A 14,470-nucleotide genomic window follows, 5' to 3' on the forward strand; every position below is an offset into this window, starting at 1 on the left:
CAGCTCGCTGTTCGCTCGGCCCTTCGGCCTGCGGCCTCGGTCTGCCGCTTCGCGGCACTGCTGCGCATCGCTAGGCCAGGGCCAAACAACGGCCCAGCTCGGCTGCGCCTCGCTCGGCCTCCTCATAAAAAGCAGAGCCTTGCTTTTGTCTTCTTTTAATTGCAACTGTTCTCGCCAAGAGCTAGCTAATGGGCCAAACGCCCCTTGGCCTAGCGCTGTGAAGGGGTGGCCGAAGGCCAGACCCAGCCGCCAAAGGCGGCGCAGGGCCGAGCAGACCTGCGAGCCCCGCAACATAGCGCCGCAAGGCGTAGCCGCTGCGGAGGCCCCAAAAGAATATAAAAGCCTATCCTATTAAATGCCTCTTGCTGGCCCCCAGCCAGCCTAAATTTGTCTTCTTATGCCATTTAAGAAAAATAGTACCAACAAAATTAAAAACGACTTCGATAGCATCACGCTCAGTTTGGCCTCTCCAGATTTGATCTTGGAGCGCTCTTACGGGGAAGTCCTCAAGCCAGAAACCATCAACTACCGCTCGTACAAACCCGAGCGCGATGGCCTTTTCTGCGAACGTATCTTTGGCCCGGTCAAGGATTATGAATGTTTTTGTGGAAAATATAAACGCATTCGCTATAAGGGGATCGTTTGTGACCGCTGTGGAGTTGAAGTGACCGAAAAGAAGGTGCGCCGCGAACGTATGGGCCATATCCGCCTAGTGGTTCCTGTGGTACACATCTGGTACTTTAAGTCTTTGCCCAATAAAATTGGTTACCTACTCGGTTTCTCTTCTAAGAAACTAGAGTCTATTATTTACTATGAGCGCTATGTGGTGATCCAGCCCGGTGCCGTAGCCGAAAGAGGAATTACAGGTAGTGAACAAAGAGATCTTCTTACTGAAGAAGAGTATCTCGATATTCTCGAATCACTTCCTCGCGAAAACCAAATGTTGCCCGATGATGATCCCAATAAGTTCATCGCTAAAATGGGTGCAGAAGGGGTTCGCCACCTTCTTTCTCGTGTAGATCTAGAGAAATTGTCTTATGATCTTCGCCATAAAGCCGCCACAGAAAACTCTCAGCAACGTAAATCAGAAGCGCTTAAGCGTCTTCGCGTGGTAGAGGCTTTCCGTGAGGGCCAAAAAAATATTGAAAACCGTCCCGAGTGGATGGTGATTGATTACCTTCCCGTTATTCCACCAGAACTCCGCCCCCTAGTACCTCTAGATGGTGGCCGTTTTGCCTCTTCAGATCTCAATGACCTTTATCGTCGTGTGATCATCCGTAACAACCGCCTAAAGCGTCTACTTGAAATCAAGGCGCCTGAGGTAATTCTCCGCAACGAAAAGCGGATGTTGCAAGAGGCCGTGGATTCACTATTCGATAACTCTCGTAAGTCTAATGCTGTTAAGGCAGAAGGTGGTCGCGCCCTCAAGTCTTTGAGTGATGTACTCAAAGGTAAGCAAGGACGTTTCCGTCAGAACCTTTTGGGTAAGCGTGTTGACTACTCGGGTCGTTCGGTTATTGTAGTAGGCCCTACCCTCAAATTGCATGAGTGTGGTTTGCCTAAAAACATGGCCGCAGAGCTCTTCAAGCCTTTTGTCATTCGCAAATTGATTGAGCGAGGTATCGTCAAAACGGTAAAATCAGCGAAGAAACTGGTTGATCGTAAAGATCCTATCATTTGGGATATTTTGGAGAATGTGCTCAAAGGGCATCCTGTTCTCCTCAACCGGGCTCCTACACTTCACCGTTTGTCTATCCAGTCGTTCCAGCCTACCCTTATTGAAGGTAAAGCGATTCAGCTTCACCCCCTCGTTTGTTCGGCATTTAACGCGGATTTTGATGGTGACCAAATGGCGGTACACGTACCTTTGAGCAATCAAGCCATTTTGGAAGCCCAAATTTTGATGCTTTCTGCACACAATATGCTCAACCCTCAGAACGGTACGCCGATTACGCTACCTTCTCAGGATATGGTTTTGGGCCTCTATTATATTACTAAAGAGCGTAAGCATATTCCCGAAAACCCCGTAAAAGGGGAGGGCGGCCGATTCTATTCTCCAGAAGAGGTGATTATTGCTTACAATGAAGGTCGTTTGGACCTACATGCGATCATTAAAGTTCGTGTTCCTGTAGAGGATGAAAACGGTAACTTGGTTATCCGCCTTACAGAAACGACAACGGGTCGTGTTCTCTTTAACCAAGTGCGTCCCAAGAGCTTGCCCTATATGGATGAGCTCCTCTCTAAGAAGAACCTTAAGCGCGTAATTGCAGGTATCTTGAAAAGAACAGATGTGCCTACGGCCGCCAAGTTCTTGGATGATATTAAGGATATGGGATTCTATTGGGCTTATCGTGGTGGTTTGTCTTTTAACCTCCCCGATTTGATCACGCCTACTGTTCGTGCCGAACGCCTACAAGCTGCTCATGAAGTAGTAGATGGCATTTGGGATAACTATAACATGGGATTGATTACCAACAACGAGCGCTATAACCAGATCATTGATGAATGGACCCAGGCGGATAACTACATCACCAACACTTTGATGAAGGAGATGGCAGAACACAAGCAAGGGTTTAACTCAGTATACATGATGCTTGATTCTGGAGCTCGTGGTTCTAAACAACAGATTAAGCAGCTTTGTGGTCTTCGTGGTCTAATGGCCAAGCCTCGTAAATCTGGTGATACTGGAGGGGCGATTATCGAAAACCCCATTCTTTCAAACTTTGTAGCGGGTCTATCGGTACTAGAGTACTTTATCTCTACCCACGGTGCCCGTAAAGGTTTGGCGGATACGGCCCTTAAAACAGCGGATGCGGGTTACTTGACTCGTCGTTTGGTTGATGTGGCCCAAGATGTAGTCGTTAATATCTATGACTGTGGAACACTTCGCGGTGTTGAGGTGAGCGCTTTGGTAGAAAACGATAAAATCGTTCAACCGCTTTCTGAGCGCATTGAAGGCCGCTTCCCGCTTTATGATATTTTCCACCCGGAAACAGAAGAGTTGATCGCTTCGGCTGAAGAGGTAATTACTCCTGAATTGGCTCTGGAAATTGAAGAAGCAGAAGTAGAAACTGTAGAAGTTCGCTCGGTACTCACCTGCGAAGCTCGCCGAGGTTGTTGCGCTATGTGCTACGGTAAAAATACCGCCACAGGCCGCGCTTCTGAGCAAGGAGATGCCGTGGGGATTATTGCCGCCCAATCTATTGGTGAACCTGGTACTCAGCTCACACTGCGTACCTTCCACGTAGGGGGTGTGGCTTCATATACTGCAGAAGAATCTGAACTCCGCTCTAAATTTGACGGTCGCCTAGAGTTTGACTCTGTAACCACCGTTGAACTTTACGATAAGGAGAAGGATGAAAAACGCGATATCGTAATTTCTCGTACTGGTGAACTTCGCATCATTGACGACAAGACGAACCGCGTACTTTCTACCGCCCACTTGATGTATGGTTCTTCTCTCTTTGTGAAGGATGGCCAAGAAATCAAGAAAGGAGATAAAATCTCTGAATGGGATGCCTATAACGCCTCAATTATTACCGAATTTGACGGTACACTAGAATTTGAAAACATTGAGGAAGGCTTTACTTACCGCATTGAGCGTGACGAACAAACTGGTTTCGAACAAAAGGTAGTTGTAGAGTCTAAGAATAAAAAACAAGTACCTACTATCAAGGTAGTAGACAACAAAGGCGAGGTGCTTCGTGCTTACTCTATTCCTGTGGGCGCTTACATTAGTGTAAATGACGAGCAGGAAGTGACCAAGGGTACCACCCTAGTGAAGATTCCTCGTACAATGGGTAAGATTCAGGATATTACCGGGGGTCTCCCTCGTGTAACAGAGCTTTTCGAGGCTCGTCGTCCTTCTAATCCTGCTGTTGTTGCCGAGATTGATGGTATTGTCAGCTACGGACGAATCAAGCGGGGTAACCGTGAGGTGATTGTAGAGGCCAAAGATGGTCAGAAACGTCGCTACCTCATTGGTCTATCTAAGCATATCCTTGTACAAGAAGGTGACTTTGTTCGTGCAGGTACACAACTCTCTAACGGAGCGACATCTCCACAAGATATTCTCTCTATTATGGGAACTGGAGCGGTACAACAGTATGTGCTCAATGGTATCCAAGAGGTATATCGTGCGCAGGGTATTACGATTAACGATAAGCATATTGAGGTAATCGTTCGCCAAATGATGCGTAAGGTCCAAATTATGGATGCTGGAGATACTAAGTTCTTGGAAAAAGAGGCGGTCAATAAGTTTGACTTCCTCGAAGAGAATGACCGTATCTATGATAAGTTGTTGATTGAAGATGCTGGAGAGTCTAGCAAGTATTTCGCTGGGCAGTTCATTACTGAGCGCCAATTGCGAGAAGAAAACTCGGCCCTTCGTCGTGACGACAAGAAAATCATGTCGGCTCGTCCTTCTATTGCAGCGACTTCTAAGCCTGTATTGCAGGGGATTACTAAATCTTCTTTGGGTACCGATAGCTGGATTTCAGCTGCATCTTTCCAAGAAACCACTAAGGTGTTGAGCACGGCGGCTATTTCGGCTTCTAGCGATAACCTCATGGGCTTGAAAGAGAACGTAATTGTCGGTAAACGCATTCCTGCAGGTACGGGTCTCCGTATTTATGACGATATGATCGTAAAAGAAAAGTAGGCAATATCCTGACTACTTGACGCCATATAAGGGTCCACTTCTTTTAGGAGTGGACCTTTTTTTATGCGCTTGACAGGCGGCGAAGCCGCCGCAAAGGCGCGCAGCGCCTCGGCTGAGGGATGGATAGCAGTGGCCGAAGGCCAGACCCAAGGCTTTTGAAGCGAAGCGAAAAAGCCTGCAGGGCCGAGCAGACCTGCGAGCTGCGGCACAGCCCGACCCGCCCGCAGGGCGGGGCAGCCCCAAAATAAAAACAGGAAGAACGACCTATTATCGCTCTTCCTGAATTTGTTTGCCCTAAAGTATTTTACCCTAGTAAATAGGCGGGAAGTCTGTGGGACGAGCCTCGCGCATGAGGGCATAAATTTGCTCTACCACATCATCGGCAGAGGGTTTAATGCTATAATCGGCATCGGAGCCATAGCCTGGGCGCACCGCCTTGGCACTAATGGTCAGGGGCTCTGAGTCGAGATGATAATATGCTTTTTGCTCCACCATGAGTTGTTGCAACAAATAAGCAGAAGCGCCGCCGGGCAGATCTTCATCTAGAATGACCAGGCGGTTCGTTTTCTTTACAGATTCGGCAACCATATGGTTGATATCGAAAGGCAGTAAGGTTTGGGCATCGATTAACTCTACTGAAATACCCATTTCTTTGAGCTCCTCCATGGCTTCTTCGGCAATGCGGACCGATGAACCATAGGTAAGCAGCGTAACATCTTGGCCTTCTTCAAGGACCTCAGGAACGCCCAAAGGCAGTTTAAATTCGGCCAAATTGCTCGGCATTTTCTCCTTGAGGCGGTAGCCATTAAGGCATTCGATCATTAGGCAGGGATCATCGCTATCGAGCATTGTATTGTAGAAACCTGCGGCCTGCGTCATATTGCGGGGCGTAAGAATATAGATTCCTCTGAGGCTATTGAGCAAAAGACCAATGGGAGAGCCCGAGTGCCAGATTCCCTCTAGGCGGTGGCCACGAGTACGGATAATGGCGGGGGCTTTTTGCTGGCCATTGGAGCGATATTGGAGGGTAGCCAAATCATCAGAAAGGGCCGAAATAGCATAAATGAGATAATCCAGATATTGGATTTCGGCTAAGGGGCGAAGGCCGCGCATGGCCATACCGATAGCTTGGCCGATAATGGTCCATTCACGGATTCCCGTATCAAAAACGCGGGCTTCTCCATACTTCTCCTGCATATTCATGAAACCTTGGTTCACATCGCCAATTTGGCCCACATCCTCGCCAAAAGCAAAGAATTGAGGATTATTTTGGAGGTGCAAATCAAAGCAGGCATTAAGGATTTCATAGCCACTTTTGAGTTCAGCATCCTCGGCATATTGAGCGGGAACGCCAGCTTGCTTGAGGGCTGATTTTGGTCCTTCACTATAGAGCTTAGAGGCATAGCGTTCGTTTTGCTGGGCCATTTTTTCCTCTAAAGCCTGAGCCAGGCTATTTTTTGCAGCAGATTGCTCACCACGCATTAGGCGGAGCGCCTTGCGCATAGCCTGCAACATATCTTTGCGAACGGGATTATAGGCCGAGCCCAAAGCAGTCGCTAGGGCCTCTATTTGGGCCTTTTGGCCAGAAGAAGCGGCGGCTTGGCGCAGCAGTTCTTGGGTCTGCTTAAGTTCTTGCTGAATAGGATCATTAAAGTTGCTCCAAGCCTTGCGAATAGCGGCTTTCACTTCCTTTTTGATCTCCTTGCGAATCGCTTTGAGCTCCTCTTCTGTGGCTACACCCATCTCGATCAACCAAGCTTGTAGTTTCTCGATACCATCCTGCTCTTTTTCCCAATTGAGGCGATTCTCGTCCTTATAGCGCTCATGAGAGCCCGAAGTCGAGTGCCCTTGGGGCTGCGTACATTCCTCTACATGGATCAGGCAGGGGCTATGTGCTTCTCGGCAAAGCGCAATTGCTTCGGCAAAAGCTTGGCGCATACCTAAATAATCCCAGCCCTTTACTTTTACAATGCGAACGCCATTTTGGCCCTCTTCTGTGGGATGAAAGCCCTTGAGCGCCTCAGAAATGCTGCCTTTGGTCGTTTGGTACTCTCTAGGCACCGAAATGCCATAGCCATCATCCCAAACAAAAACAGCTAAGGGAAGCTGCTGCACGCCAGCCGCATTTAGGGTTTCCCAAAAAACACCTTCAGAGGTAGAGGCATCGCCAATAGTACAAAAGCTGACCTCATTTCCATTGACCGAGAAATTATTGGCCAAATCGCCAATCTGATCGGCGCATTCCCGATATTTCTTAGAAGCCAAGGCCAAGCCCAAGGCTCTAGCCATTTGGCCGCCCGTAGGCGAAATATCGGCACTAATATTTTTGAGTGTGGTATGATTGAGCCATTCGCCCTGCGCATTAATTAATGGAGAAGCAAAATGCGAGTTCATTTGTCGACCAGCAGAAAAAGGATCATTCTCCGGATCAGCATAGAGCTGTGCATAAAGCTGCTCTACCGTTGCTAAACCCGTAGCTAATACAAAGGTTTGGTCTCGGTAATAACCCGAACGAAAGTCTCCCTGCTGGAAAACTCGGGCCATGGCCAACTGGGCCAACTCCTTGCCCGCACCAAAAATACCAAATTTAGCCTTACCAGACAGCACTTCGCGGCGGCCGTTAAGGCTGGCTTCGCGGCTCATGCAAGCCAGTCGGAAATCTTGCAAGGCCTCTTGCAGAAACTCCTTACTAGGGGGTGTTTTCAAATGAACTTCAGTCATATATAGTTGTCTATTTAATATGCTAAAATCAAGCAGCTAAAGTCGGCAGTTTTGCCGAAATTTTTGCTTGTTTTGTGACATCCTAAAGCCTTAAATAGCTAGGCAATAGGACCGCTGTGTTAAGATGTTGTTTGGGCCTTAAAATACAAAAAAAAGGAGGCAGGCAGCTATTCCCCCCAGTTTTTCGCTTATACAAACAAGAAGTTTAATAATGAGTTTACAAAAAAAAAGGCTTTGGCACGGCAGTTGGAACCCCTAGAAATCAATGGCTATTCTACTTTTATAAATCATTAACTAAACTTTTAGTTAGTCAGATTTCTAGAATTGCCAAAAAAAGCCTACTATTGTATTGAACATTCTGCTCATCTTAAATTAAAATCGAGAATTATATGAAAACCTTATTCGCTTGTCTCGCCTTTGTTGCTCTATTTGCCAGTAGCTCTTTTGCACAAAACATTGATTTCGAGACCAAAGAAGTTAATTATGGCAGCATCGAGAAAGGGGCTAATGGTGTCCGCCTATTCAAATTTACTAACTCTGGCGATGCGCCCTTGATTATTAGCAAAGCCAAAGGAAGCTGCGGCTGTACGGTGCCTACCTATCCCAAAGAGCCCATCATGCCCGGCGAAAGCGCAGAGATTAAGGTCAAGTATGACACGAACCGCCAAGGTGCCTTTACCAAATATGTAACCTTGACGACCAACGCCAAAAATGAAAGCACGACTCGCCTAAAAATTTATGGTGAAGTGAAGCGACAAGCTGCTCCCACTCCCAAGAGCAAAGAAAATATGTTCAACCGCTAGTCACTAGCCGAACAGATAATGAAGAAAGCCGCTATCTCTGATAGGGGCTTTTTTTATGCCTTTATGTATTGATTTTGGGGCCCGCGGCTGGCTAGGCTCCGCCTAGCTCGGCCGCCGCTATGCTTCGCCGCTCGCAGGTCTGCTCGGCCCTGCGTCGCTTCGCTCCTGGGTCTGGCGCTTCGCGCCACGGCTGCGCAGCGCTGGGCCGTTTTGGCCCTGCGGGCCAAGAGGCGGAGCGCCTCAAATAGGACCAAATCGAAAAAAAAATGCGCTATATGGTGTATATAGCGCATTTTTGTTGTTACTTATTTATACTAAATGCCTTATCTACTTAAAGGGGCATTACTAATCGCTAGGGTTTCGCCAGAAGCTTTTACTTTTATTTTGGCCTGGCTAATCTTGAGCTGCTCATTGGGTGCAAATTCATCTACTGGAATATTCCAGCTCTTGACCTCAATAGAACCCGCATACTCCCCACTAGCATCAAAAATATCAATCTGGGCAGAAACAAGCTCCAATTGATCATTTAAGGCTTGCTTACTCCCTTTGTCTACCGCCTCAATGGTTTTTTGAGTCGGATTGATCTTAAATTCAAGTTGTTCTGCAGTTTGGGCTTGTAGTGCCAGCTGGACTACAAAAAAGAAAAAGATAATTTGGATGTACTGCATAATCGAAAAGTTTTATAGTGTGCCCCCTATTGGGCAAAGCTTATACCAAATTTAACAAAAAATTTTGAAGCGGAAAATCCCCTTTAACAAAGCTAAGTGACTAAAATTAAACTAACTATATTTTTAAGAAGCAGCAAAAAAATGCTACTTTTACGAGGTCCAGACAGAAAAATCAACTACCTCAAACCGCAAGATCGCACTCACTCTTTAGCGATTGACTTACTCTCTAACGCTAGAAAGTAGCCTAATCGTTTATAAATTAGGCCCTTTCTCAAAGTTTTGCATATGATTTTCAGACCCTTACTACTTGGTTTAGGCTTGCTTTGTGCTGCCCCACAACTCTCTGCCGCAGAGAGTAGTGACCCTCCTTTTTGCCTAGAGCAACAAGAGGAGGAAAACTTGAAAGCCCAAGCCTATATCCGCAGCTATTTAGCTATTGCCATTGAGGAAATGAACCGCAGTGGTATTCCTGCTAGTATTACTTTAGCCCAAGGGATGCTGGAATCAAATTATGGCCGCAGCGAACTTGCTCGCCAAGCCAATAACCACTTTGGAATCAAATGCGGTAAAGATTGGTCGGGCATTACTTATTATAAAAATACGCAAGAACAAACAGCCTACGGTACCCAAAGAACCGAAATGGCCTGTTTCCGTGCCTACGAATCTGTTGAGGACTCTTATAAGGACCACACTAACTTTCTCTATTCTCGTAAACCATATCGAACGCTTTTTGCCGCCAGAAATATGGATTACCGCTTTTGGGCCAAGGGCCTAAAAGAAGCCAATTATGCCACAGATGTCAATTATGCCAATAAGCTAATTGATGTGATTGAGAAATTTGATTTAGCTAAATATGATAGAGTTTCTACACAGTACCAATTGCCCTCTAATACAGATCTAAACGCCTATCGTGCCGATCCTAACTTGGATATGGGCGAAGACCTCTCTACGGTCCGAAATCGTGTAGAACGCTTAGAAAATAGCTTGCAACAAGCTTTGGCTCATCAAATAGAACTACAGGTCCAACTAAAAGAAATGAATCGCCAAATTGGCCAAATGGCTAAGCGCGACGATCGCCTAAATGGTAAAATTAACTATGTAGGTACCGCCCTAGAGGAGCAAAAAGAGGTGATTGAGGAATTGCAAATCGAACTGAATACGGTGAGCAGTATCCAACGCCAAATGCTTACTCTAGACCCCTTCCGCGATTATTTTGATCCCGAAACCGGTCTGAAAAAACAGTTGGTGATTTTCCCGACCCAACATCATAACCAAAAAGGGATTTTCTACAAAAATAGCCGCCGAGCAACTACCTTACGCGAAGGCATGACTCTAGACGATATTGCTCAAGAACATCAATTAGAGCTCAAGAGCCTGCGCCGCTACAATGACCTCTCTATGGGAGAGGAAGATAACTTGCCCCCCAATTGCTATATTTATCTAGAAGCAAAGGGCAATATGGTGGAAGATGAGAAAGGACCTCATAAAGTCAATGAGGGCGAAAGTATGTATACCATTTCTCAGCTTTACGGAATTAAGTTGTCTAAATTGTATAAACGAAACCGCCTAGAAGAAGGAGAAGAACCCGCCGTGAATGAGTTTATTTTCCTTAATGAAACCTGCGACAATAAACCCGCTCTCCGTGGAGCAAATCCTTACCAAGTTGGCGAAAACCAACCTAATGTAGACCTCTTCGGTGGGGGAGGTGCCAAAAAATAATTGGCCCAATAACTCAAAAAAAAAGCGCCTTTCTTCTTTAAGAAAGGCGCTTTTTTGCTCCAGCTAGGCGGCAAAGCCGCCAAATGAAAAGAGGCGAAGCCTACCGCTTTGCAGGCTTTAGCCTGCATCGGCTGAGGGATGGAAAGTGGGGCGGCGAAGCCGCAGACCAAGGGGCTGAAGCGAAGCGAAAGCCCCGCAGGGCCGAGCAGACCTGCGAGCCACGGCAGAGCCCGACCCGAGCGAAGCGAGTGGGCAGCCCCAAACTAAAATTAGTGACGCAAATCAAAATCTTCTACCAATTGGGTGAAGACAAATAGCTCTTCATAATAGGCCGAAATTAGCTCAAAATCGACATTGGTGCTAAATAGATGCGCATCGAGTAGTTCATAGGGCTCAGCCACGGCCAAATAAAAATGACTGCCCATAAAAGAGGCATAAATCTCTTGGCCAGAACGCTCATGATAGCTATTGAGGGTGTTGAGCAGCTCAGGCGTCAAAATGTCCTCATACTTCATTTTTCGATCAATATAGACCAGGAAATCCTCATCAAAACGAGGGTTGCCCGTATCCTTGAGCTCATAGCCGCCATAACGGGTGAGCCGCTTGAAGGTCCGAATGAATTTTTGGGCCTGCACCCTCGGAATAATGACCATCTGCCCCTCTGCCCGAAAGTTGAATTTGGTGTGAAAAAAGACCCCATTGAGCCAGCTCTCTAAACGGTCCGTCACATCTGAAGTATGCATGACCTTGAGCTCGCACATCTCAAAATAAACTTCCCCAATTTTGCCCATAATATAGTCCTCGCCGCTATAAATATGAGGGTTGAAAGGGAAGATATGCGCCCGATTAAAACTATCCTTGGGTATAAAATCCTTATGATAGTAGCGCAAACGAGGGTCTATAAATTGCAAAATAGACTGCACCACCAAGGGCTTAAAACGGGCCTTGAAACGCTCTATCCAACGCAGAAAAAAGTTGTAAATAAACCAATAGGGCAAAATGAGCAGGAAAATAATAGGGAAGAGCTCAAAGGCCAAAACCGCCAAGACTAAGCCCAAGGCAAGGAATATGGCCAGCCCAATGCTAATGATAAGGGCCCAGCGCTGCCGCTCAAATGCTTGCAAATCAGCATGCAGATGATTGTTGTAGTAGCGGCGAAATTCTTTGAGGTCTTGCATTGGTCTAGCGAGTAAAAGGCTTGCCCGAATCAGTCAAAAATAAGTATCTTCCCCTTTTATTTTGATATTCCGCGCTATTTTATGCAAAATCTATCCAAAGCTTGGGGGCGGCTGGGGCCCGGTTTACTCTTTGCCGCTGCAGCTATCGGCGTTTCGCATTTGGTCCTTTCTACTCAAGCTGGTGGGCAATATGGCTTTGGGCTGCTTTGGCTGCTCTTTCTGGCCAATTTGGCCAAATATCCCTTCTTTGAATTTGCCCTGCGCTATGCCCAAAAAACAGGCAAAACTCTTTTGCAAGGCTACCAAGAGCTGGGCCAATGGGTGCTTTTGCTTTTTATTGGACTTACTTTAGGGACCATGTTTAGCGTGCAGGCAGCGGTCAGTTTTGTCTCTGCCGCCTTGGCAGGCCCCATTTTTGGCCTCAACCAACCGCTTTATATGTCGGCGGGCCTCTTGCTTTTTGCCGCAGCCGTTCTTTTGTTGGGCCGATATAAACTGCTAGACCAATTGATGAAGTATATGGTCTTTTCGCTCTCTATGCTAACGCTTTTGGCCCTGATTCGCCTGCTTTTTCGACCTTTGCCCGAGATAGATTATATCCCATTTTTCTCTCTAGAAGCGGGCCATTTGGCCTTTATTATTGCTTTTGTGGGCTGGATGCCAGCCCCTCTAGATCTGTCGGTCTGGCAGTCTATCTGGACCCTAGAAAAGAAGAAAAATCAAGCCGATTTTGGCTGGAAAGAGGCCCAGTTTGATTTCCAATTAGGCTATGGAGTGAGTGTGTTTTTAGCCATCTGTTTTATGGCTTTGGGCGCCATTTTGCTGGGCGGTAGCGATTTTCCCCAAAAGGCGGTCGCCTTTGCCCAGCAGTTGCTCAAGGTTTATGAGGCCGCGCTGGGCCCTTGGGCCGCCCTTTGGGTCAGCTGGGCCGCCTTTATTTGCATGTTTAGCACCCTAATTACCTGCCTAGATGCCCTGAGCCGAACCATGGCCCAAGCGATGAATTTGGCCTTCCCAAAGCAGCCTTTTTGGCATCGGCAGGGGCTCTGGATAGGCATTTTGATTGGGGGCGCTTTGCTCATCATTTTTGCCTTTTTGCAGGCTATGGGCCAGCTCATTTTTATTGCCACCGCCCTTTCTTTTCTCAGTACGCCATTTTTTGCCTGGGCCAATAGTCGCCTCGCTTTTGGACTACCCAAAGCAGATGCACCTAGCCCAAAATTTCGCTATTTAGCCTACTTCGCTGGGGGCTTCCTCCTGCTTTTCTGTGGCCTCTATTTATTCTCTTTGTTGGGCTAAAATGGGCAGCAATTGGGTCCAGAATTTTTGCAAATTTTCCGAAAGTTCTATCTCTTCAGACAAACCAACTTGGGCCAAAATATCAAGCAAAGACTGAATGCGGGCCTCGGTGGTGTAGAATTTATTCATCACAATTTGCCGCTGCTGCTTAACCAGGCAATAGCCCGACTGAAACTGGCCCTTTTCATAGCGAATCCGATAATCTGCCGCCTTGAGCAGCTCTTCCAATTTTTTTAAGGTGGTTTTGTTGTATTTCACGATTCTGTTTTTCTAATGATTTTTTTTAGGGGCCTCCTGCCTTCGGCAGGCGCTACGTTCTGGGGCTCGCTATTCGCTCGGCCCTTCGCCAGCTTTGCTGGCTTGGTCTGGCCTTCGGCCACCCCGCCACATCGCTAGGCCGGCTCGACAAAGCTGCGGCCAAGGCCGCAGTTAGCTGGCGGGGGGAGCAGGGTAGAGGGCTTCAAATTTAGCTTCTAATTGAGGGAGTTCGGCTTTCATTTTGGCCTCTGCAGCTTCTAGGTTGAGGCCGCGGAGCTGGCTGCTATCGCCTTCTTCCAAAATTTGGATAAAGCCCTGGGCGTAGCGATTGACATCATCTACTGGGCCACGGTCATTAAAGCGCTCCATCATGAAGATGGCCGAATTGAGGGCGGCATGTAAATAATAATGGGCCTTGGCCATATCGGGTTGGAATCCCTGGCCCTGGCCGGCAGGCAATTGGGCAAAACGACTTGGGTCTGTTTTATGCAGCAGCATAAGACGAGTGAAAGCCAAGGGATTGAGATAATTTTCGGCCACTTTTTCCATAATAGCAAGTCCTTGCTCAAAAGAATCTTGCTGAAAATATTTTTGGCCCAAAAAATAAAGGGCAAAACTGGCCTCTAGCTCCTGAATGCCTGGCCGCTCTAAACGGTTTTTAATGCCTGGAATATCCGTTTCGTCTAGTTCTTGGCAAAGCAAAAGCAGATCGGGATTTTGCTCTAGGGGCAACTGCAAATGATTCTGCTGATTATCTAGTAATTCGGCTACCGTATAGCTTTTGGCCAATTGGTCCGAGCAACTAAAAAGGCCCAAAGAAAAGAAGGCGAGAAGAAAAAAAGCATAATGATTCATAGATAAAGGTTTTGGCAAAAAAACGCAATTTTAGGTCCAGAAGGCGGGCGCAGCCCGCCTGGCCACAACAAGCCCTTTAGGGCGCAGTTCGACGACCGAAGGGAGTAACCGATGTGCAGAGGCGGGCGCAGCCCGCCTGGCCTAGCGATGTGCAGCAGTGGCCGCAGGCCAGACCAAAGCGCTTTAGCGCTGCAGGGCCGAGCAGACCTGCGAGCTGCGAAACGTAGCGCCGCAAGGCGAAGCCGCAGCGGAGGCCCCAAAATAAGAAAAGAAAAAAACATACGTACAAAGTTGTTTTTGTAAATATGT

At 47.3% G+C, this 14,470-nt stretch carries 9 protein-coding genes; 4 read left to right on the forward strand and 5 right to left on the reverse strand.

The features are described from left to right. Positions 1 to 397: 397 nt before the first annotated feature. Positions 398 to 4,660: a DNA-directed RNA polymerase subunit beta' gene (gene rpoC / locus SGRA_RS10495; RefSeq protein WP_015692656.1), complete on the forward strand. Its 4,263-nt coding sequence runs from the start codon at positions 398 to 400 to the stop codon at positions 4,658 to 4,660. 309 nt (positions 4,661 to 4,969) lie between these two features. Here the strand turns inward: rpoC and SGRA_RS10500 are convergent, their stop codons facing one another. Beyond that, complete coding sequence (locus tag SGRA_RS10500) at positions 4,970 to 7,381, reverse strand: alpha-ketoacid dehydrogenase subunit alpha/beta (protein WP_015692657.1); 2,412 nt, start codon at positions 7,379 to 7,381, stop codon at positions 4,970 to 4,972. 389 nt (positions 7,382 to 7,770) lie between these two features. Between SGRA_RS10500 and SGRA_RS10505 the strand changes: the two genes are divergently transcribed. After that, positions 7,771 to 8,184 carry a DUF1573 domain-containing protein gene (locus SGRA_RS10505; protein WP_015692658.1) on the forward strand — a complete coding sequence of 138 codons (414 nt, stop codon included), beginning with the start codon at positions 7,771 to 7,773 and terminating at the stop codon, positions 8,182 to 8,184. 323 nt (positions 8,185 to 8,507) lie between these two features. Here SGRA_RS10505 and SGRA_RS10515 read toward each other — a convergent pair whose 3' ends face one another. Beyond that, positions 8,508 to 8,852 carry a hypothetical protein gene (locus SGRA_RS10515; protein WP_015692660.1) on the reverse strand — a complete coding sequence of 115 codons (345 nt, stop codon included), beginning with the start codon at positions 8,850 to 8,852 and terminating at the stop codon, positions 8,508 to 8,510. 285 nt (positions 8,853 to 9,137) lie between these two features. Here SGRA_RS10515 and SGRA_RS10520 point away from each other — a divergent pair, with 285 nt between their 5' ends. After that, on the forward strand, positions 9,138 to 10,571 hold the full coding sequence (locus SGRA_RS10520; protein ID WP_015692661.1) for a glucosaminidase domain-containing protein: 1,434 nt from the start codon (positions 9,138 to 9,140) through the stop codon (positions 10,569 to 10,571). Between the two features lie 269 nt (positions 10,572 to 10,840). Here SGRA_RS10520 and SGRA_RS10530 read toward each other — a convergent pair whose 3' ends face one another. Then, entirely contained in the window at positions 10,841 to 11,749 is a 909-nt protein-coding gene (locus tag SGRA_RS10530) for a DUF3137 domain-containing protein (protein WP_015692662.1), read from the reverse strand. A gap of 81 nt (positions 11,750 to 11,830) precedes the next feature. Here SGRA_RS10530 and SGRA_RS10535 point away from each other — a divergent pair, with 81 nt between their 5' ends. Then, a complete protein-coding gene (locus SGRA_RS10535; protein WP_015692663.1) occupies positions 11,831 to 13,048 on the forward strand; it encodes an NRAMP family divalent metal transporter in 1,218 nt (405 codons plus the stop codon). Here the strand turns inward: SGRA_RS10535 and SGRA_RS10540 are convergent. After that, entirely contained in the window at positions 13,028 to 13,306 is a 279-nt protein-coding gene (locus SGRA_RS10540; protein WP_015692664.1) for a hypothetical protein, read from the reverse strand. The two genes, SGRA_RS10535 and SGRA_RS10540, sit on opposite strands and share 21 nt — an antisense overlap. Positions 13,307 to 13,477: 171 nt before the next feature. Next, the gene (locus tag SGRA_RS10545) at positions 13,478 to 14,161 is read right to left on the reverse strand and encodes a hypothetical protein (RefSeq protein ID WP_015692665.1); all 684 of its coding nucleotides are present in this window, start codon (positions 14,159 to 14,161) and stop codon (positions 13,478 to 13,480) included. Positions 14,162 to 14,470: the final 309 nt, after the last annotated feature.

The sequence above is a fragment of the Saprospira grandis str. Lewin genome (genome assembly GCF_000250635.1).
Taxonomy (GTDB): domain Bacteria; phylum Bacteroidota; class Bacteroidia; order Chitinophagales; family Saprospiraceae; genus Saprospira; species Saprospira grandis.